This window comes from Hyphomicrobiales bacterium, assembly GCA_016125495.1.
GTDB lineage: Bacteria > Pseudomonadota > Alphaproteobacteria > Rhizobiales > RI-29 > RI-29.
The window spans coordinates 147,458-168,149 of sequence record WGLQ01000007.1; the positions used below are offsets into that span (position 1 = coordinate 147,458).

A 20,692-nucleotide genomic window follows, 5' to 3' on the forward strand; every position below is an offset into this window, starting at 1 on the left:
GGGGAAGCTGGCATGGCACAGTCATCGAATGGATCGACGGGGGGCAAGTCCTTCGTCGACAACCTGCCCAAGATCTACGGCATGTATACGGGCGGGTTCCTCGTCTTCATCGGCCTCATGGCCATCCTGGAGCAGATGGGGGTCGCCGCCGACACGATCGGCATTCTCTTCGTCGCCTTCACGATTTTCATCTACGCGGCCATCGGCTGGATGTCGCGCACCATGCAGGTGAGCGCCTACTACGTCGCCGGTCGTGAGGTGCCACCGGTCTTCAACGGGATGGCGACGGCGGCGGACTGGATGTCCGGCGCCTCGTTCGTCGCGCTCGCCGGCGGCATCTACTTCGGCGGCCACGGCTATCTCGCCTTCGTGGTGGGCTGGACCGGCGGTTACGTGCTGGTGAACTCGCTGATGGCGCCCTACCTGCGCAAGTTCGGCTGCTACACGGTGCCGGACTTTATCGGCACGCGCTACGGCGGCAACCTCGCACGCTTCATTGCCGTCGTCATCCTGGTGGTCGCCTCGTTCACGTACGTGACGGCCCAGATCGACGCGACGGGCACGATCGCATCGCGCGCTCTGCACATCCCATACGAGTGGGGCGTCTGGTTCGGCCTCCTCGGCATCCTGCTCTGCTCGATGCTCGGCGGCATGCGGGCCGTCACCTGGACGCAGGTCGCCCAGTACATCGTGCTGATCATCGCCTACCTCGTGCCGGTGATCTGGATGTCCAACAAGCAGGACTTCGGGATCATCCCGCACTTCACCTATGGTGATGCCGTTCAACGCATCGCCGAGCTGGAGAAGACGATTGGCGTCGGGACCAAGGCGACCGAGAGCGTGCCGGGCGTGAGCGTCCTGACGACGCTTCACAACGCCCCGGGCGATGCCTGGATCGACCGCTGGAAGTTCGCCACCCTCGCCCTCTGCATGATGGCGGGCACGGCCTCCCTCCCGCACATCCTGATGCGTTACTTCACCACCCCGTCGGTGCGTGATGCACGCCGCTCGGTGGCCTGGTCGCTGTTCTTCATCTTCCTGCTGTACTTCACGGCGCCCGCGCTCGCGACGCTGACGAAGCTGCAGCTCCTCGATCCGAACCTGCCCACGGCCATCATCGGCAAGCCGTTCGCCGATGTCGCGGCCCTGGACTGGATCAAGAACTGGTCGAACGTGGGCTTCCTCGCCATCCGCGACAGCAACGCCGACGGCATACTGCAGATCAACGAGTTCTTCATGCGGGCCGACATCGTCGTGCTCGCGACACCGGAAATCGCGGGTCTGCCGTACGTGATCTCGGGCCTCGTCGCCGCCGGCGGCATGGCGGCTGCCATGTCGACCGCCGACGGCCTGCTGCTCGCGATCGCGAACGCCCTCAGCCACGACCTCTACTACAAGATCATCGACCCGAAGGCCGAGACCAAGACACGCCTGATCGTCGCGCGCGTCCTGCTCGTCATCCTGGGGGCCGGTGCCGCCCTGGTGGCCAGCTTGAAGCTGACCGGCATTCTCGGCGCCGTCGCCTGGGCCTTCTGCTTCGCCTGCTCCGGCCTCTTCTTCCCGCTCGTTCTCGGCGTGTGGTGGAAGCGGGCCAACGCCGCCGGTGCCATCGCCGGCATGGTGCTCGGCTTCGGAGCCGGTTCGCTCTACCTCTACCTGATCTACAACAAGATCATCGATCCCGTGCTGGGCCTCGACGGTCTGCGCTTCGGCATCATCGGCATGCCGGTGAGCCTCGTTGCCATGGTCGTCGTCTCCCTCATGACGGAGGCGCCCGACCAGGAGACGCAGGACATGGTCGATCAGGTCCGTATCCCGAGTGGAGCGGAAATCCTCGACCAGTCGCACTAGCGGCTCTGGCGCTGTCAGCACGAGGCCGCTCTCACAGCGGCCTCGAGGAAACCAAGAGGGGCGGGAGCACTTCCCGCCCCTTGTGCTGTCGGCGCAGCCATGCTGCAACACGATGACGTTCACCCCGCCCAAGGCTCCACCAGCGGGAGCCGCTCGGAGACAATCGCATGGTCGATCCCTTCCCGATCTGGGTCATCGCCATCGACTATGTGCTCGGCGCCATCATGTGGACGCTGATCGGGCGCTTCGGCATGAACATGTTCCTGCCCGAGGACTCGAACTTCTTCTTCATGAAGTTCTTCGTCCAATCGACCAACCCACTGATCCGCCTCTTCAAGCCGATCACGCCAGGGTTCCTGATCGACCCGCTCGTGCCGCTCTACGTCGCCTGGTTCTTCTATATGTTCCGCTTCTACGTGATGCCCTGGCTGCTCGGTTATTCCGTCATGGGCATGCTTTCCTTCCCCCTCGAGGGCGAGATCGCGCGCATGATCTGGAGCACGTTCGGGCCGACGCGCTGAGCGCGACGACCACGTCCCGGATGCCGATGTCAACCGTCGGGTGGCCCGCTTAGAGCATTCCCTCGCGAGCGAGATCGACGGCGCCCGGTATGCTGGTCAGCGCATCCTTGAGGTCGTCGCGCGCCGGCCGGGAAAGGCGTTTGACCTCGATGCGCGGCCCGAGCGGCTTGCCCGCCTGCCCATCGACCAGCTGCTGGCCGAGCGTTGCCCCGAGGATGGTGCTGTGCGCGGCGATGATCTCCTCGATCTGGTCGCCCGAGGCGATGCCCTTCTCGACCGCGGCCCGCAGGCGATCGGGCGTTGCGAGCGCCATCACGCCGGTTTTCAGCGAGAGGATGCGCGCCGCCGTCACGATCGGCAACAACCCGCCCATCTTGAGATCGACGCGCCCGTTCTGATCCGTGCGGATCGACCCGAACATGCCGAGAACACTGCGCCAGTTGCCGAGCACGTGCGACAACGCCCGCCAGAAGCTCGGCACCTTGCTCGCTCGCTCGTAGGCATAGGCCCAGACCTCATGGGCGAGCCGGCTGTCGCCATGCACCGGGCGCATGTCGAAAAAGATGTCGACGTTGAGCAAGTCGTCCGGACGTTGCCGCGTCACCCAGCCGTCGACAACCTCCTTCCAGGCCCCGACACTGCGCCGCCACTGCGCATTGCGCGCCATGACGCCCCCCTTGCAGAACGGCACCCCGATCGCATCGAGGATGTCCGTCATGTGCCGCCCGAGTTCCTCGAACCAGTGGTCCTCGGGACCGCCCGCATCACCGCTCGCATAGACGATCGCGTTGTCCTGGTCGGCCGCGAGCAGGCTCTCGCCTCGCCCGGCCGAGCCGAGCACGAGCACCGCATAGGCGACCGGCGGCCCGCCACGGCCGGCCTCGCGCATGCGTTCCTCGGCGATCTGCGCTGCCCGGCGCGTCAGGATGCAGATTTCCGAACTGATGACGGCGGCGATCGTGCGCGGCTCCACCCCTTCCTCGACGAGCCGGGCAGCCATCGCTGGCACCTTCGCCCAGGCGTTCCCCAACTCCGCCTCGCTCTTTGCGAGTACCGTCTCGTCACCGATCATCATCGCCGTCGTCGAGCGGTGCCGCAGCAGGTTACGCGTCGTCACCGCCCCAACCAGCGCGCCCGTTGCGTCGACCACCCCGAGGTGGCGAATGCCGAGCCGGTCCATGCGCCCGATCGCCCGGTAGATGAAGGCATCGCTGCGCACCACCTGCAGCGGCAATTTGCGCAATTCCCCGAGCGGACGCTCGAGCGCCGCCGGCCCATCGGCATCGATTGCGCGCAGCACGTCGCGCTCCGTCACGATGCCCGCAACGCCCGCCTCGTCCATGACGAAGACGGAACTCGCACCGCGCTTGACGAGGAGCCGCATGCCCTCCCGCAGCGTCATGCTGTCGGGCGCGGTGAGCGGCGGTGAACTCATCACGTCCGCGACCCGGTGAATGTAGGGATAGCTGTCGACTCGCGCCGCCGGTGCCGGCACCTCGTCACGTCCGGCGAGCGTCGGACCGACCGCCGCGAGCGCCCCCTCCTGCTTGGCGGTGCGGTCGGCGAGCGCATGCAGCGCCAGATGCAACTCCGCGAGCGTGCGAATGCCCCGCTGGCGCAACATGGGTAGCAACCGTACGTAGACTTCGGCCGTCGCCATCGCATCGCCGAGCGCCGTATGCCGTCCCTCGATGGTCACCTCGAGCCAACGGCAGAGCCCGTCGAGGCTGTAGTTGGCGAGGCTGGGGTTGGCGATCTGCGCCAGCCTGCGGATATCGAGCGCACCGAGCCCCGACCAGTTGACGCCGGCAAGTTGCGCCTCGCGTTCGAGGACACCGAGATCGAAGTCGATGGTATGGCCGACGATAACGCCATCGCCGATGAAGGCCGTCAGCTCCGGCCAGAGCTCGCCGAACGAGGCAGCCCCGACCACATCCGCATCGCCGATCCCGTGGATCGCGGTCGAGGCGGGCGGGATGGGCACGCCCGGATCGACGAGGCGATCGAAGGCGAGCGTGCGCTCGATGCGCTCGCCGACCACCGTGACGGCACCGACCTGCACCACGCGTGCGGCGCGGGCATCGAGCCCGGTCGTCTCGGTGTCCAGCACGATCCCTCTGAGCGAGACGAGGGGCGTCAGGAGCGAGGACCGGGCCTCGGGCGTTTTCGACATCGGGGTGCTCCGCTGACGGCCGACGACGACTCCGGCCGATTGGACGACGCCGGTCGGCTGCGGCCCCCACCTCGCCCGCCAGCGCTTTGCCCCACGCAACCAGAGTGCAAGGCCGCGCGCAAGGCTCCCTTCGCCGAATGCCGGATGCAAGCAGCTTGCTCGGGCCGTCTACCCGGCGCCAATCGCACAGCGCCGGTCGCTAGGAACCGCCCCCGGCGAGCGCCAGAAGGTGGCCGCAGAGCCGGGCGATGCCATCCTCGGGCGTGCCATCGTTGACGATCTCGACGGTTTCGAGCCCCTCCGGCAGCGCCGCTCCTGCCCGGGCGAGTCGCGTGCCGACCTCGCTGCCCGTCTCGCGCCCGCGCCGCTCGAGCCGCGCCGCGATCAACGCCGTTGGCGCCGTCACGAGGACGACCGAGACCGGGATGCCGCGAGCGGCGACGGCGCCCGGCACGCCGCGCGAGGCGTTGCAGACGACGATCGCTCCCCGGGCGATCTCGTCGATGACGGTGGCGGGAATCGCATAACCGTGCCCGTGCGCTCGCCAGGCGACGAGGAAGTCGCCGGCCCGCTCCCCACTCTCGAATTCGGCGCTCGAGGTGGTGAGCACCTCCTCGTGCGCATCGCTCGCGCGCGTGACGACGCGCCTTGGAAAGCGCATGCGCGGATGGCCCTCCAGTTGCGCGCGCGCCCCGGCGATGAGCGTGTCCTTGCCGACGCCGGAAGCCCCGACGACGAGGACGAGCCGGCCAGTGGGGCGCGCCTTCTGCATCAGTTGGCCGGTGCCGCGAGCGCGCGCAGCATCGCCTCACGGTAGGTCCCGAGGCCCGGCACCGCACGGGTCGGGTCCTTGGCGAGATCGTCCCAGCGCCGGAGGTCGACGGCGGCCGGAGCGTGGGGCCGGGCGATGAAGGCCGCCGCCTCCGCCTCGCTGAAGGTGCCCCCCTGGACCGCGAGCGACTGCCTCGAGGCTGGCGAGAGGCTGTCGAAGTATCCCTTCACCGCGGCGCAGAGATAGCGCTTGGCCGGCACGTGCATGCGGATCGGCTCGGTCACCTCGGCTGGGAACCACTTCATGAGATAGTTGGCCGCCATCTCCTCGTGGAACTGATCGACGCCGCGCGCGGCGGCCACCGCGTCGTCGTCGTTGAGGAGGTGGCCGAAGTCGTGCAGAAGCGCCGCCACCACGAGATGGCCGCTGGCACCCTCGGAGCGCGCGAGGTCCGCCGCCTGCAGCGCGTGCTGGAGCTGCGTCACCGCCTCGCCCGCGTACATTGCGCCGCCTTCCTCTTGCATCCGCTCGATGAGCATGTCGACGACTGCCTCGCCTGACCTCTTCGTCATGATACCCTCCTTGACTCGATGTGAACCTCGCGAACCACCGGACCATACACGGACGGTTGGACACGCACGAGGTCCGCCCGCCGGCCCGGCGCGATCAGGCCGCGGTCCTCGAGCCCGACGGCCTCGGCGGGATTGTATGTGACGAGCGCAATCGCCTCGGGTAGCGAGAAGCCGAGCCCGAGCCCCGCCAGATGGAAGGCTCCCTGGATCATGCTCAAGGGCACATAATCCGAGGAGAGCACATCGACCACGCGCGCCTCCGCCAGTTCGCGAGCCGAGACGTTGCCCGAGTGCGAGCCCCCGCGAACGAGGTTGGGTGCCCCCATCAGCACGTGCATGCCAGCCTCGCGCGAGGCTGCCGCGGCCGCGAGAGTCGTCGGGAACTCGGCGATCCTGACGCCGTCGCGCACCGCGTCCGCCACCTCCTCGAGCGTGCCGTCGTCGTGGCTGGCGAGCGCGATGCCACGCTCCCTACAATGGGCCGCGAGCGCCAGTCTGTTCTTCACCACGAAACGGGAGGCACGCGCGCGTCTTTCGTCCACGTAGCTGTCGTATTCGTCCACCGAGACGATTTTCTGCCCGATGGTGTAGGTGCGATGCTTGTCGAGATCGACGTACTGGCGCTGACCGGGCGTGTGATCCATGAGCGAGACGAGCTTGAGGTCCGGGCGCTCCGCTAGGCGCTCGAACTCACCGAGCACGTTCTCGCTCGGCACCTCGCAGCGGATGTGCGTGAAATGGTTGATCCTGAGGTGGCCCCCGGCAAGGGAGGTCTGAATTTGGTCGAGGAGATCGACGAGGTCCGTGGTGGTGAGCCGCTGGTCACCGAGCCCGACGCAGAGCGCATCGAATACGGTCGTGATGCCGGAGGCCGCCATTTGCGCGTCGTGTGCCTGTACGGCGAAGGGCGCCGGCCATTTGACGCCGGGACGCGGCTGGAAATGCTGCTCGAGGTGGTCGGTGTGGAGTTCGATGAGACCCGGGATGAGATAGTCCCCCTCGAGATCCTCGCCGACCGTCGTCACCCCTTCATCGACCTCGACGATGCGTCCTCCACGCGTCAGAACGGCGCCCGATACGACGCGGTCGCCCAACACGATCCGGGCGTTGCGGAAAACCTTCTCTTGCGGTGCCTTCGTCATGAGCATGCCCTCTCATCACTCAGCATTGGCGGCGCTCCAGGCTTCACGCGGCGCGTCCTGCGGCAAACCCCGAGACATCGACCGCACGGTCCGCGGCCGCCGCGCGCACGTCGCCATCGTGGAAGATGCCGAGCATCGCGACGCCCGCTTTCTTCTTTTCCGCGACCATCGCGACCACGACCGCGCGGTTCTCGGCATCGAGCGAAGCGGTCGGCTCGTCGAGCAGGAGGATGCCATGATCACCGATGAAGCCGCGCGCAATGTTGACGCGCTGGCGCTCGCCGCATGAGAACGTCGCCGGCGCGAGCCCCCAGAGCCGTTCCGGAATGTTGAGCCTGGACAGCAGGTCGCAGGCCCGCGATTTTGCTTCCGCTTCGCTCGTCCCCTGCTCCACCGCGACAGCGGCAACGAGTTCGAGCGCCGATACGCGCGGAATGACACTGAGGAACTGGCTGACGTAGCCGATCGCGCTGCGGCGCAGGGCAACGATCTGACGCGGCGCGGCGCTGACGACGTCGATCCTCCCCCCGGTCCCGTCGGCCACCATGATGCTCCCGCCGTCGGCTCGGTAATTGCCGTAGATCATCCTGAGGATGGAGCTCTTCCCAACCCCCGAGGGACCGGCGAGGACGACGCACTCGCCCGCCCGGACGTCGAAGGAAACACCCGAGAGAACGGGGAGACGAATACCGCCCTGGAGGTGCATGACGAACGTCTTTGCCAGCCCATGCACCTCGATCGCCGGCGCTCTGGCGCCCATTCGCATCACGCTTTCCATCCTCAGCTCCCCACCTGCAGGATCGACGAGACGAGCAATTGCGAATAGGCCTCCCTCGGATCGTCGAGCACCTGGTCCGTCAGACCTGACTCGACGACGCTTCCCCCCTTCATCACCATGATCCGGTGCGAAAGCAGCCGGGCGACCGCGAGATCGTGCGTGACCAGCACCACGGCCAGGCCGAGATTGGCAACGAGCCCGCGAAGGAGGTCGAGCAGACGCGCCTGCACCGAGACGTCGAGCCCCCCGGTCGGCTCGTCCATGAAGACGAGGCGTGGCTCCGTGACGAGATTACGCGCGATCTGCAGCCTCTGGCGCATGCCGCCCGAGAACGTGCTCGGCCGGTCGTCGATGCGCGTCGCATCGAGTTCGACGCGTGCCATCCATGCTTCGGACGCCGCGCGGATACTGCCGTAATGCCGCACGCCGTTCGCCATCATCCGCTCGCCGATGTTGGCGCCCGCCGAAACGCCCATGCGCAGGCCGTTCGCCGGGTTCTGATGCACGAACCCCCAGTCCGTGCGCATCAGCCGGCGCCGTTCGGCCTCGCTGATACCTGCGATGTCGCGCAGCCCGCCCTCCCGCATGCGGTAGCGCACGAGCCCGCGCGTCGGCTCGAGCACGCCGTAGAGGCAGGAAAGGAGCGTCGTCTTTCCGGAGCCCGATTCCCCGACGATCGCCAGCACTTCGCCCGGCCAGAGGTCGAACGAGACATCGAGGCAACCGACGTGCCGGCCATAGAGTTTGGTGAGCCCGTCGACGGTCAAGAGCGGCCCCACCGTACCGTCCGCCGCCGAAGGGTGGTTCCCGGCTTGCGCGCTCATCGCCCCCGCCCTCCCCCGCCCTCGTCGATGAAGGAGGGAGCTGCCGCGAGCATCGGTCCGGCATGGCCGGCCGCCCGGCGCTGTTCACAGAAATCGCTGTCCGAGCAGGTGAACATCCGTCCGCCGCGGTCGTCGAGGATCACCTCGTCGAAATAAACCTCCCGTGCGCCGCAGAGGCCGCACTCCTGGTCCGGCCAGCTCTGCACCTCGAACGGGTGGTCGTCGAAGTCGAGACTGTCGACATGGCAGAAGGGTGGCACGGCGTAGATGCGCTTTTCCCGCCCCGCCCCGAAGAGCTGGAGGGCGGGCGAGCGGTGCATCTTGGGATTGTCGAACTTGGGCGTCGGCGAGGGGTCCATCACGTAGCGCCCCTCGACGCGGACCGGATAGGCATAGCTCGTTGCGATCCGTCCGTGATGCGCGATGTCTTCATAGAGCTTGACGTGCATGAGACCGTATTCCTCGAGCGCGTGCATGCGCCGGGTTTCGGTCTCGCGCGGTTCGAGGAAGCGCAACGGCTCGGGGATCGGCACTTGATAGACCAGCACCTGATCGTCCCGCAGCGGCTCCTCGGGAATGCGGTGGCGGGTCTGGATGACGCTGGCCGCGCCGGTTCTCGTTGTCGTGGCGACACCCGCCGTCTTTTCGAAAAAGCCGCGGATGGCAACGGCATTGGTCGTGTCGTCCGAGCCCTGGTCGATGACCTTGAGAACGTCGTCGGGGCCGAGGATCGCGGCCGTCACCTGCACGCCCCCCGTGCCCCAGCCGTAGGGCATCGGCATCTCGCGCGAGGCGAATGGCACCTGATAGCCGGGGAGCGCTATGGCCTTCAGAATGGCACGCCGGATCATGCGCTTGGTCTGCTCGTCGAGGTAGGCGAAGTTGTAGGGGCTCGCATCGTCGCCCGCGAGTGCTTCGATCTCGTTCATTCGGCCGCCTCCGTCCCGGAGGTCGCAGCAGTCACCACTGGCGGCTCGGGCACCTCATTGTTCTCCTCGCCCCGTACCGCCTCCCTTGCCGCATGCTCACGGGCCAGGCGTCGGATGAGATCCAGTTCGGCCTGAAAATCCACGTAATGCGGCAGCTTGAGGTGCTCGACGAAACCGGTCGCCTGGATGTTGTCCGAGTGCGAGAGCACGAACTCCTCGTCCTGGGCCGGGGCCGTGCGCTCCTCACCCAGTTCCCCCGCCCTGAGCGCCCGCTCGACCAGTGCCATTGCCAGCGCCTTGCGCTCGCTCTGGCCGAAGGCGAGCCCATAGCCGCGCGTGAACTGCGGCGGCGCGACGGCGCTCCCCTTGAACTGGTTAACCGTCTGGCACTCGGAGAGCGTGACGCGCCCGATCGGCACGGCGCAGCCGAGTTCATCGCTCGTCAACTCGATCATCACCTCCCCGACGCGCAGTTCACCGACGAAGGGATGGTTGCGGGCATAGCCGCGCTGCGTCGAATAGGCGAGCGCGAGAAGAAAGCCTTCGTCCCCGCGCGCGAGGTTCTGCAACCGCACGTCCCGTCCGGCGGGAAAGGAAAGCGGCTCGCGCGTTAGATCACCGATGGCGGCCGGCTCGCGGCCCTCCCCCTGACTTTCATCTCCTTCGGCTCCCGGCAGGCCGGCATCCGGCTCCAGCAGCCCTTCGCGCCCGAGCACGTCCGTCACGCGCGGCGCCGGAGCGCCCGGCTCCGCCGCCTCGCAAGGTTCGGGTAGCTCCCCATGGTCCGGTCGATCGAAGTCGATCAGGCGGTGCGAATAATCGAACGTCGGCCCGAGCAACTGCCCGCCGGGCAGATCCTTGAAGACGGCCGAGACCCGCCGCGACAGTCGCATCGCCGCCGTATCGACGGGTTCGCCATAGCCGAAGCGCGGCAACGTCGTGCGGAAGGCGCGAACGAGGAAGATCGCCTCGATCAGATCGCCGCCCGCCTGCTTGATCGCCATCGCGGCAAGCTCGGGATCATAGAGCGAGCCCTCGGCCATGACGCGGTCGACCGCGAACTTGAGCTGACCCGCGATCTGCTCGACCGTGAGTTCCGCGACCGCCGCATCGCCCCGCCGCCGCTTGGCGAACAGCCGGTGCGCGTTGTCGATCGCCTTCTGACCGCCCTTGACCGCCACATACATGCGTCATTCCCCGTTCGCGATCGCCCGCGTCGAGCGCGGCAACCCCGCGACGACTCCCGGCGCCGTCAGGATGATGTCGACACCGAGCGGAAAGCCCGCATTGTTCTCCGCGACCTGCCGCCAGAATGTCGCCGGCAGGGGCGCGCCCGCGAGCCTTGCTTCGGTTTCGATCCCCGGTCCCTCGAGCCGCACCCCGAATTCCGAGCCGGCCACGAGACGTTCCAGCGCGATCAGCACCGTGGCGCCGCGATCCGGATAGTCCAGCGTGCCCGGAAAGAAAGCCGTCAGCGCGGGCATGGCGAGCGCATGGCCGATCAGGGCGAAACTCGCCGCCCCGGGTTCCGCGACGATCGGCGCGCCCGTGTGGAACCGCAGCCAGGCCGGCACATCGGGAACCCCCGCCAGTCGGGCATCGATCCAGATCGGCGTGTCCACGTCGGCGAGCGTCAGGATCACCGCGCCCGTCTCTGCGGTGAGCGGCTCGGGCGGAGCCGGCAGCTCGGTGAGCGGGCGGGGCATTCCGGGACGCGACAGCGCCTCCATCACGGCGCGGAAAATCCGTTGACTGTCGCGAACCGGATCCGCGAGTCCGGGCAAGGCAGCGGCGGTGTGGGTTGGCATCACTTGTCTTCGCCTCGCGCCATGGTGAAGAACTCGACCCGGGTCGCCGCGACCTCTCGGGCCGCCATTTCGTCCTCGGCGCTCTGGCGCGCGAGAACGGGCTCGACAAGAAGCTTTTCCACGGCGCCGCGCCATTCCTCGCGCTGCCAGAGGGCATCGAAGAGAGCTCCGTACGCCGCCTTGCGCCGGTCCCGCCCGAGACAGGTGGAAAACCCCGTCTCCCCCGTGTCGAGCGCGATGGCACAGCGCACCGCCGTCACCTCCCCGAGATTGAACGGCGCGCCACCACCACCCATCCGTCCGCGCGCCATCACCAAGCCCACTTCGGGTCGCCGCACGTAGCGCCATACCGGAATGGCCGCGCCCGTCGAGAGCGAGCCGTAGGCCTCGCCGAGTTCCTCGCCCCGAGCGACGGCGATCGCGCAGGCGAGCCGCAACCGCCCGCTCGCCTCTGCGCTGGTATCGGTCGGTTGTGCTTGATCTTTCTTCATGACTTTCCCGAACCCGATCGACGTGAGCGACCGAGGGTCTCTACTCGCCGGCCCATACGCGCACCCGTGCACCGCCTCGGCGAGAGCCCGTGCCACCGATGCGCGACCGAGTCGGGAGAAATCATCGGAGCCGAGCGCTGCGCCTGTTGCCGTGGTCCACGCGCACCCCCCTCGTACGGCAGCCTGCCACTCACCTGCAAGCCCTCGTGCACTCCGTGCTTTCGAGCCGACGGGCCGTCCCTACTATGTCTCGCACGACAGTATCATGACGTCAGGGGTTCGCCTCGATCCGCGTCGCACAGCGGGTGACGAGACCGCCGTGCTTGCGACCAACCACATCGCAGGGCACGTTTCGCCCGCATCCGGCCCATACTCCACAGAGGCCCTCCCGGCTGTCACATCGTTGAAACACGAGACCGCTAGGTGGCTGCTCGACGAAGCGGGAGGTCCGGATGCTGGAACTGAAAGCGCTCACGAAACGGTTCGGAGCACGAACCGCCGTTGCCGCCACCGACCTCAAGATCGCCCGCGGCGAGATGGTGGGCATCATCGGCAAGTCAGGCGCCGGAAAATCCACCCTTCTGCGCATGATCAACCGCCTGACCGAACCCTCTGGCGGTTCCATCATCTGGGACGGAACCGACGTGACGCGCCTCACGGGCGCCGCAAAGCGCCGCTGGCAGCGCGACTGCGCGATGATTTTCCAGCAGTTCAACCTGGTTCCGCGCCTCGACGTGGTCACGAACGTGATGCTCGGCCGGCTCAATGGCCACGGAACCTTCAAGAGCATTTTCAACATCTTCGGAAAGGACGATATCCGCGATGCGGTGGCTGCACTCGACCGCCTCGGCATCGCGAGTGAGGCAACCAAGCGCGCCGAGGCCCTTTCGGGCGGCCAGCAGCAGCGTGTCGCCATCGCCCGCGCCCTGATGCAGGAGCCGCAGATCATTCTCGCCGACGAACCGATCGCCTCGCTCGATCCGCTCAACGCCGAGATCGTCATGAAGGCGCTGCGCGAAATCCATCAGCGCGACGGACGCACGGTGATTTGCAACCTGCACACGCTCGATACGGCGCGCACCTACTGCGATCGTGTGATCGGCATGCGGGACGGCTTGGTGGTCTTCGACGGATCGTCGGGCGCGCTGACACGCGAAGCGGCAATGGAGATTTATGGTGCCGGTGATGAGTTCAACGAGGCCGCGACCTCGACGAGCATCACCAGGACCTACGAAACGGTCGCGAGCCCCCTCGAGGCCCGCGCCGCCGCGGAGTGACCGCGGAAGGCCACTCCGCCGAGGGTGGGGTGGCCGTGGTGGAGAGAGAGGGAAGTATCATGAACTTCAAGACGATCCTTGCCGCGGCCGTGGCCGCGACGATTTCGGCTGTCTCACCGGTCCTGGCCGACGAGACGCCGATCACCGAGTTTCGCATCGGCATCCTCGGCGGCGAGAACGCCTCCGACCGCCTGCGCTCCAACGAGTGCCTGCGCGCAAAGACCGAGGCTCTCCTCGGCGTGCCGACCAGGATTTTCGCTCCTGCTGACTACGACGGCGTGATCCAGGGCCTGCTCGGCGGCTCGATCGACATGGCCTGGCTCGGCGCCTCGGCCTACGCCAAGGTTTATCTCACCAACCCGGATGCGGTCGAACCGGTGCTGGTCAAGATCAATACGGACGGTTCGTTCGGATATTATTCCGTTGGCTTCGCGCGCGTCGACCGCGGCATCAAGTCGCTCGACGACATGAAGGGCAAGGTCTTCGCGTTCGGCGATCCGAACTCGACCTCGGGATATCTGATCCCCTCGATCGAGATCCCGACCGCCGGCTACTCCATGAAGCCGGGCGAATACTTCGGTGAGGTCAAGTTCGTGGGCGGCCACGAGCAGACCATCGTCGCGGTGAGCAACGGCGACGTCGACGCTGGCGTCACCTGGGCCGACGGCCTCGGCAATTGGGAGGACGGCTACAATTCCGGCGCGCTGCGCAAGGCCGCCGACGCCGGTCTCGTCAACATGACCGACCTCGTCGAAATCTGGCGCTCCAAGATCATCCCCGAGGGGCCGATCGTCCTGCGCAAGGCCCTGCCGACCACCACCAAGCTGCTGGTGACCGGCCTCATGGCCTCTCTCGCCTCGATGGACCAGGAGTGCGCCTATGGCGTCATGGCCGGCGAAGTGAAGGGCATCGCCCCCGTCACGCACGCCGCCTACGAGTCGATCATCGCCGCCCGGAAGGCGAAATCGAACTGACGTCGTCTCGAAGACGGCACGAGCGGTCCCGGCGCGTCCGGGACCGCTTTCGCGACCAGGGGGGACGGGGATGGCGACCGCGTCGATCGAACAGGAGATCCATCGCATCGAGGCCCGGCGCCGGCTCTACTCCGGCATTCTGCTGATCGTGGTCGCCGCGACGATGATCGCGGGCTTCCTGGAAGCGAGCCGGATGAATTCGGGCTCCTTCTTCGGCGGACTGAAACAGTTCTGGGACTACCCGGGCGAGATCGTCATCGAGGCCTGGCAGTCGGGCACCGCGTTCTTCGGGCTGCTCGTCCATTTCATCCCCGCACTCGTCGAGACGATCAACATCGCGCTCGTTGCGACCATCTTCGGTGGCCTCGGCGCTCTCGTTCTTTCCTTCCTTGCCTCGCGCAGTCTCGAGGTCTGGCCACCGCTGATCCCGGTCGTGCGCCGCATCATGGACGTGACGCGCGCCTTTCCCGAACTCATCATCGCGCTCTTCCTCATCTTCGTGCTCGGGGGCGGACCGATTCCGGCCATGATCGCCGTCGCCTTCCACACGACGGGCGCCCTCGGCAAACTCTTTTCCGAAGTCAATGACAACGTCGACCGCAAGCCGATCGAGGGGCTGCGGGCGTGCGGCGCGAGCTGGCTGCAGCGCATGCGTTTCGCCGTGATCCCGCAGGTGCTCCCCAACTTCCTCAGTTATTTCCTCTTGCGTCTCGAGATCAACGTGCGCGCCTCCGCCATCCTCGGCTACGTCGGCGCCGGCGGATTGGGAACGGAATTGCGCCGCACCATCGGGTGGGGTCAGGGGGCGGGGGACGAGACCGCCGCCATCTTCGTCCTACTCATCCTGACGATCGTCGCCGTCGACCAGCTTTCATCCTATCTCCGCCAGCGGTTGACGCGATCCGATCGCGCCCATTGAAACCGGCCCTGGCCGACACGACGGTCCATTGAGGAATGCAAGGTATGACCAGCACAGCAACCGCAATGGCCGTCGATCGTGCCGCCATCGAGCGTGAGGCCTTGCGCATGGCGGGCGGTCGCACATGGCTTTTGCTCTCCATCATCGCTGCGATCGCGGGCTATCTCGTCTATGCCCATTTCGCATTCGACGTGCCCAAGCTGCTCCAGAATGCCCGCTGGGAGAACGCCGTCATCCTCGGGACCGACGCCGTCGCCCACAAGGTCCACGTCGTCCACAACAACCGCACCGCCCGCTACGAGGTCTCCGTCGAAGGCGAGCGCACCGCCACCTACGCCGAGCCGCCGAACTGGGTCGCGGTCGCCGGCAGCAAGGCGGCCGTGGACCTCGAGGACGGCTATGTCGTCGAGATCGATGGCGCATCGATGCGCTTTACCGTGCCCGGTTATGGGATCATCGCCGCGCGCGCCGATGCCAACGGCGTTACCGCCGACCTGCCCGACGGGGTGCGGCCGGATTGGCTGATCGTCGCCCCCAACAAGCTGGACGCCCGCCCGACGCTCGGTCGGCGCGTGCAGGTTTCGCGCGCCAAGATCGAGGTCCACCGCTACTTCTTCGGTTGGGAGAATTTCTGGTTTCCATTCCGCTCCGAGCTCCACGACAAGAGCGCCGGCGAGCTCTGGACGCTGGCCACCAGCGGTGATCGCATCGACGACGGAATGCCCAACTGGCAGCACATCTTCCTTACATGGTGGCGCAATCCCGACTGGCAGCACAACGAGGTCTTCATCGCCCTCCTCGAGACCATCATGATGGCGGTTCTCGGCACGCTCGTCGCCTCCTTCGTCGGCCTGCCGCTCGCCTTCCTCGCGGCCCGCAATTTCTCGCCCTCCGGCGTACTGCGCTTCTTCGTCAGACGCCTGTTCGACGTCCTGCGCGGTATCGACATGCTGATCTGGTCGCTCATCTTCATCCGCGCTTTCGGCCTCGGCCCGCTCACCGGCGCGCTCGCCATCGCCTTCACCGACACCGGCACTCTCGGCAAGCTCTTTTCGGAAGCCCTCGAGAACATCGACAACAAACAGGTCGAGGGCGTTCGCGCGACGGGCGCGAGCCAGATCCAGCGCTACCGCTTCGGCGTGATCCCGCAGATTCTCCCCGTTTTCCTCTCCCAATCCCTCTACTATCTCGAATCCAACACCCGTTCGGCCACCGTCATCGGCGCGCTCGGCGCCGGCGGCATCGGCCTGTTGTTGGTCGAGACCATGCGCACTGCCCGCGACTGGGAGAACGTCGCCTACATCATCGTCCTGACGATCGTCGTCGTCATCATGATGGACAGCCTTTCGACCTGGTTGCGCCGCAAGCTGATCGAGGGATGACATTCGTGGCATCGGCCGACCGCGTGATGCGTGCCGACGGCGCGCTCAGCGCTTTTCGACGACGGGCATGAGGCGCGGCCGGCGCTCGATGACGACGATCGAATCGTAGAATGCGATCGCGTGTGTGTTGGCGGCGAACCAGGATACATCGAGGCTCGTGATCCGGGACGGATTCTCCATCGCGAAGTTCTTGAGCCGCCGGCCCTCGAGATAGGGCTCGTGGAGCTGGTCGACGAGCCCCTTGGCAAAGCCGATGAACGTCTCCCCACCCGGCTCCGTCTTGAAGGTGTCCCAGTAGTTGGTGTGGGTGTCCTCGACGAGATAGACCGCCTCGTCGCGCAGACCCGCTCGATAGAGCGCCTCGAAGCTCGCGATCTGCTGCGACGTCGTGTGGCCGCCATCATCGATGATGATGTCGAAGGGACCGAATTCGGCGACCACCGCCTCGAGGAAACCAGCATCCTCCTGATCCCCGATGCGGACGTGAATGCCCTCCCGGGCGCGCTCGAAACGCCGGCACGTCGCATCGATGTCGAGCCCCACGATCGTCGAGTCCGGACCGAAATAGCTCCGCCACATGCCGAGCGAGCCACCCTCGGAAACGCCGATCTCGAGCATCCTGAGACCGGGCGCTCCACGATAGCGGGCGAGATGGGCATGGTAGATGGCAAAGTAGTGGTGCCACTTGTGGAGGCTCGCGGACGAACTGGCGAGAAAGTACCGGGCGAGCGGATTGCCGTCGGCCTCGAGCGCACCGGCATCGAGCCGCGTCGGCTCGAACAACGTCCCCGATCGCGAAGCGAGCGCATCGCCCGCCTTGACCGCAACGAGACGATGGCCGGTCAGCCGCGCAAAGAGCGCATGCGCGAGACGAATGAAACGCATCCGGCTTCCCCCGCGGTCACCCTGCCCCGGCCGGCTCAGGAAAAGCCGCGGTCACCGGTGAAGGGATTGAAGCAGACGAGCGTGTTGGTTGCCGCCACGCCCTTGATGGTCTGCACGCGATCGCAGATGAAGCGTCCGACGTCATCGTCGCTCGGCAGCCGGAAGATGCAGAAGAGATCGTACTCTCCCGAGACCGAATAGACCTGCGGCGACTGCTCGAGATCGGCAAGGTCGGCCGCCACCTGATAGGTCTTTCCCAGCTCGCACTTGACGAAGACGAGGAAGGTCCGCGTTGTCGCAGTCATGGCTCACTCCTGGCTAGCCGCGCCGGCCCGGGCCGCTCACCCGGCCTTGCCCGGCTCCTCCTCAGATCGACCTTCACGCCCCTCGAGGAACGCCGAAAGCAGCGCGAGAAAGCCATCGAGGGCGTCATGCTGCACCCAATGGCCCGCCTCCGGGAACGTGACCACCCGGGCCGTGCGGAAGTGCCGCGCCCGCCCGTCCGCCTCGGGGTTCGAGGCCCAGCTCCTGCCCCCATAGACGAGCAGCGTCGGTGACGCAATGCGACTCCAGAGCTGCTCCTTCTGGAACTGGCGCAGGTCGTCCGGCGGAAAGACCCGCACGCACGGGTCGAACTTCCAGCGCCAGAGACCGTCCGCCCCCTGGCGCGCGCCATGTGCCGCAAGGTGGGCCACCAGGGCCTCGTCGAGTTGTGGATGCGCCTCGCGCATGCGCGCGGCCGCCGCCTCGAGGCTCGGATAGCCGCGATGGGCCTGCGCCAGCGTCTTGCGCCGCGCCTCGATCCACTCGCGCATGATGACGTCGGCCGATCGTGCCTCCTTTTCGGCAACGATCGCCGGCGCAAAGCCGATGCCTTCGATCGACATCAGCCGCTTGATGCGCTCGGGAAAGAGGCCGGCATAGCGGATCGCGATGTTGCCGCCGAGCGAATGACCGACGAGATGCACCGGGCCGGTCCCCACCCAGTCGATCACCTCCGCGAGGTCGTAGACATAGCTCGACATGGTGTAATGGCCATCCGACGTCCAATCGCTGTCGCCGTGGCCACGCAGATCCGGTGCCACGACCCGCCACCGCTTCGCCAGAACCTCTGCGACACGGTCCCAGTTGCGCGCATGGTCGCGCCCACCGTGCACCAGGACCACCGACGCGCCATCCGGCGGCCCCCATTCGTTGATGGCGAGCGCGAGGCGCTGGCTGGTCAGGCGATGCTGGCGGGGCTGCTGGCTCATACCCCACCTTCCCGCGGCCGTCGCCAGTCGGCGATGCGCCCGCCCGCCGCCGCGATCTCGCGCAAAGCGGGGTGCGCCCGCCAGATGATCGGGTCCTCGCCCGCCCACATGTCGAAATCCGCCAGAATCGTCGCCGCGCCCACCGTGTCGGCATGGTGCAACAGCCCGCCGCGCCAGCGCGGAAAGCCATAGCCATGGACCGTGACGAGATCGACATCGCTGGCCGTTGCCGCGATCCCCTCGGCCAGGATCGCCACCGCCTCGTTGACCATCGCGCCGATCAGTCGCCGCTGGATCTCGTCGGTGGTGAAGGTACGTCGTGGCTGGCGCGCGAAATGCGCCTCCTCGGCGATGAGATCCTCGACCAGCGGATCGATGACCGGCCCGCCCCCCCCCGGATAGCGATACCAGCCGACGCCCGTCTTGCGCCCGAGACGGCCCTCCTCGACCATGCGGTCGGAAATCGTCACGTAGCGCCGAGCGGGATCGCGGCCTGCACGCAATCGCTTGCGGTTGGCATAAGCGATGTCGAGGCCGGAGAGGTCCTGCGCCAGATAGGGGCCCATGGCATAGCCGAATGCCTCCATCGCCTCGTCGACCTCGGGCGGCGTCGCCCCCTCGAGCAGGATGAGGTCCGCGATCTCGCGATAGCGCGCGAGGATGCGGTTGCCGATGAACCCGTCGCAGACGCCCGCAACGACCGGGATTTTTCCGAGCCGGCTGGCGATCCCGTAGGCCGATGCCATGCTCGCCTCGCTGGTCGCCGCGCCCCTGACGATCTCGAGCAGCTTCATGATGTGGGCGGGGCTGAAGAAGTGGAGACCCAGAACGCGGTCCGCCCGCCCGGTGTGGCGCGCCAGGGCATCGACGTCGAGATAGGAGGTGTTCGTCGCCAGGATCGCATGGGCGGGTGCAAGCCCATCGAGCGCCTCGAGCAGTCGCGCCTTGACGGCGAAATCCTCCACCACGGCCTCGATGACGAGATCGGCCTCGCGTGCCGCTTCGAGCGAGGCCGTCACCGCGATCCGCTCGCGTCCGGCGGCGGCGCCCGCTTCGTCGATGAGACCGCGCCGCGCCGCATCGTCGAAGAGCCGACCGACGTTGTGTCGGGCCCGCTCGACACCGGCCTCGTCCTCCTCACCGATGGCGACGGCACAGCCGGCCCTGTCCAGCGCATAGGCGATGGACGACCCCATCGTTCCCCCCCCGACCACCAGCACGTGCGAAAGGACCGGCGCCGATGGATCGCTCCGATAAGGGCATTTCGCCGCGGCCCGCTCGGCAAAGAAGATGTGCCGCAGCGCGCGCGCCTCGTTCGACTGGCGAAGGGATATGAATGTCCGCCGTTCTTCCGCGAGCGCCTCCTCGAACGGCACATGCGCCGCGCTCGCAACGAGCCGGAGGGCCTCGCGTGGGGCGGTCTGGCCCCGGTAGCGTCGCGCGATCTCCTCGCCGAGCGCCGCGAGCGCGGCCTCGTCCGAAGCGGGCGGCGCCTGTTCGCCGAGCCGCTCGGCGGGCGCCCCGACCAGCGCGCCCGCGACCTCCAGCGAGCGCTCGAGCGGATCGTCCACGATTTCGTCGATGAGCCCGGCCGCGAGCGCCGGCTCCGCCTTGAGGGACTTACCCTCCGCAACGAGCCGTGCGGCGCGCGCGATCCCGACGAGCCGGGCGAGGCGCTGCGTCCCGCCCGCTCCCGGCACCACGCCGAGCGTCGTCTCCGGCAGTCCGACCAGCGCGCGCGGGCCGGCGATCCGCCGCCTGCAGCCGAGCGCCAGTTCATAGCCGCCACCGAGCGCCGCCCCATGAACCGCCGCGACCCAAGGTTTGGCCGACCGCTCGATCGCGCCGACCACCTCCGGCAGATGCGGCGGCTCTGGAGCGAAATCGAATTCACGCGCATCGGCTCCCGCCGCGAACGCCCGGCCGGCGCCGGTGAGCACGACCGCCTCGACCCCCTCGTCGTCCTCGAGCGCGCGGACAGCGGCCAGCAGCGCCGCCCGCACCGCCTTCGAGATGGCATTCACCGGCGGGTTGGCCATGCGCACCACGGCGGTACGCCCGCGCCTTTCGATCTCGACGCTCATATTCCCTCCGCCATGACCGCAGGCCAGTTGCGCCCTGGTAGCCAAGCATTGGCCCCT

The 20,692-nt window shown here is 67.3% G+C and carries 20 protein-coding genes; 6 read left to right on the plus strand and 14 right to left on the minus strand.

The window, feature by feature from the left end:
- Window positions 1-12: 12 nt before the first annotated feature.
- Complete coding sequence (locus GC150_06135; protein MBI1384472.1) at window positions 13-1,851, plus strand: cation acetate symporter; 1,839 nt, start codon at window positions 13-15, stop codon at window positions 1,849-1,851.
- Window positions 1,852-2,018: 167 nt separating this feature from the next.
- Entirely contained in the window at window positions 2,019-2,372 is a 354-nt protein-coding gene (locus GC150_06140; GenBank protein ID MBI1384473.1) for a hypothetical protein, read from the plus strand.
- 49 nt (window positions 2,373-2,421) lie between these two features.
- Here GC150_06140 and GC150_06145 read toward each other — a convergent pair whose 3' ends face one another.
- From GC150_06145 to phnG, 10 genes are all read right to left on the minus strand, one after another.
- Window positions 2,422-4,545, minus strand: a complete 2,124-nt coding sequence (locus tag GC150_06145) for a CBS domain-containing protein (protein MBI1384474.1) — start codon at window positions 4,543-4,545, stop codon at window positions 2,422-2,424.
- A gap of 199 nt (window positions 4,546-4,744) precedes the next feature.
- Window positions 4,745-5,317 carry an AAA family ATPase gene (locus GC150_06150; GenBank protein ID MBI1384475.1) on the minus strand — a complete coding sequence of 191 codons (573 nt, stop codon included), beginning with the start codon at window positions 5,315-5,317 and terminating at the stop codon, window positions 4,745-4,747.
- A complete protein-coding gene (locus tag GC150_06155; protein ID MBI1384476.1) occupies window positions 5,317-5,889 on the minus strand; it encodes a metal-dependent phosphohydrolase in 573 nt (190 codons plus the stop codon). The genes GC150_06150 and GC150_06155 overlap by 1 nt, the downstream gene beginning before the upstream one ends.
- On the minus strand, window positions 5,886-7,031 hold the full coding sequence (locus tag GC150_06160) for an alpha-D-ribose 1-methylphosphonate 5-triphosphate diphosphatase (protein ID MBI1384477.1): 1,146 nt from the start codon (window positions 7,029-7,031) through the stop codon (window positions 5,886-5,888). Before GC150_06160 ends, GC150_06155 begins: the two co-directional genes overlap by 4 nt.
- 43 nt (window positions 7,032-7,074) lie before the next feature.
- On the minus strand, window positions 7,075-7,791 hold the full coding sequence (gene phnL, locus GC150_06165) for a phosphonate C-P lyase system protein PhnL (GenBank protein MBI1384478.1): 717 nt from the start codon (window positions 7,789-7,791) through the stop codon (window positions 7,075-7,077).
- A 20-nt stretch (window positions 7,792-7,811) separates the two neighbouring features.
- On the minus strand, window positions 7,812-8,633 hold the full coding sequence (gene phnK / locus GC150_06170; GenBank protein ID MBI1384479.1) for a phosphonate C-P lyase system protein PhnK: 822 nt from the start codon (window positions 8,631-8,633) through the stop codon (window positions 7,812-7,814).
- Complete coding sequence (locus tag GC150_06175) at window positions 8,630-9,562, minus strand: carbon-phosphorus lyase (GenBank protein MBI1384480.1); 933 nt, start codon at window positions 9,560-9,562, stop codon at window positions 8,630-8,632. Before GC150_06175 ends, phnK begins: the two co-directional genes overlap by 4 nt.
- Entirely contained in the window at window positions 9,559-10,749 is a 1,191-nt protein-coding gene (locus GC150_06180; GenBank protein MBI1384481.1) for a carbon-phosphorus lyase complex subunit PhnI, read from the minus strand. Before GC150_06180 ends, GC150_06175 begins: the two co-directional genes overlap by 4 nt.
- Before the next feature lie 3 nt (window positions 10,750-10,752).
- Entirely contained in the window at window positions 10,753-11,370 is a 618-nt protein-coding gene (gene phnH, locus GC150_06185) for a phosphonate C-P lyase system protein PhnH (GenBank protein MBI1384482.1), read from the minus strand.
- Window positions 11,370-11,861 (minus strand): phosphonate C-P lyase system protein PhnG, encoded by a 492-nt coding sequence (gene phnG / locus GC150_06190; GenBank protein MBI1384483.1) that lies wholly within the window; start codon window positions 11,859-11,861, stop codon window positions 11,370-11,372. The genes phnH and phnG overlap by 1 nt, the downstream gene beginning before the upstream one ends.
- A 452-nt stretch (window positions 11,862-12,313) precedes the next feature.
- On the opposite strand from phnG, the gene phnC reads away from it, so the two are divergent.
- The 4 genes from phnC (at window position 12,314) to phnE (GC150_06210) (ending at window position 16,413) form a co-directional block, all read left to right on the plus strand.
- Window positions 12,314-13,138 (plus strand): phosphonate ABC transporter ATP-binding protein, encoded by an 825-nt coding sequence (phnC, locus tag GC150_06195; GenBank protein MBI1384484.1) that lies wholly within the window; start codon window positions 12,314-12,316, stop codon window positions 13,136-13,138.
- 59 nt (window positions 13,139-13,197) lie between these two features.
- Window positions 13,198-14,112 carry a phosphonate ABC transporter substrate-binding protein gene (gene phnD / locus GC150_06200; GenBank protein ID MBI1384485.1) on the plus strand — a complete coding sequence of 305 codons (915 nt, stop codon included), beginning with the start codon at window positions 13,198-13,200 and terminating at the stop codon, window positions 14,110-14,112.
- A 70-nt stretch (window positions 14,113-14,182) separates the two neighbouring features.
- Window positions 14,183-15,031, plus strand: coding sequence for a phosphonate ABC transporter, permease protein PhnE (gene phnE / locus GC150_06205; protein ID MBI1384486.1), 849 nt, complete (start codon window positions 14,183-14,185; stop codon window positions 15,029-15,031).
- 65 nt (window positions 15,032-15,096) lie between these two features.
- Window positions 15,097-16,413: a phosphonate ABC transporter, permease protein PhnE gene (phnE, locus tag GC150_06210; GenBank protein MBI1384487.1), complete on the plus strand. Its 1,317-nt coding sequence runs from the start codon at window positions 15,097-15,099 to the stop codon at window positions 16,411-16,413.
- Between the two features lie 45 nt (window positions 16,414-16,458).
- On the opposite strand, the gene GC150_06215 is transcribed toward phnE (GC150_06210), so the two are convergent.
- Genes GC150_06215 through GC150_06230 form a run of 4 tightly spaced genes read right to left on the minus strand, consistent with a single transcriptional unit; the run spans window position 16,459 to window position 20,635 of the window.
- A complete protein-coding gene (locus tag GC150_06215) occupies window positions 16,459-17,298 on the minus strand; it encodes a class I SAM-dependent methyltransferase (protein ID MBI1384488.1) in 840 nt (279 codons plus the stop codon).
- A gap of 35 nt (window positions 17,299-17,333) precedes the next feature.
- Window positions 17,334-17,603 (minus strand): Lrp/AsnC family transcriptional regulator, encoded by a 270-nt coding sequence (locus tag GC150_06220; protein MBI1384489.1) that lies wholly within the window; start codon window positions 17,601-17,603, stop codon window positions 17,334-17,336.
- 36 nt (window positions 17,604-17,639) lie between these two features.
- Complete coding sequence (locus GC150_06225) at window positions 17,640-18,551, minus strand: alpha/beta fold hydrolase (GenBank protein MBI1384490.1); 912 nt, start codon at window positions 18,549-18,551, stop codon at window positions 17,640-17,642.
- Complete coding sequence (locus tag GC150_06230) at window positions 18,548-20,635, minus strand: enoyl-CoA hydratase (GenBank protein ID MBI1384491.1); 2,088 nt, start codon at window positions 20,633-20,635, stop codon at window positions 18,548-18,550. The genes GC150_06225 and GC150_06230 overlap by 4 nt, the downstream gene beginning before the upstream one ends.
- Between the last annotated feature and the right edge of the window lie 57 nt (window positions 20,636-20,692).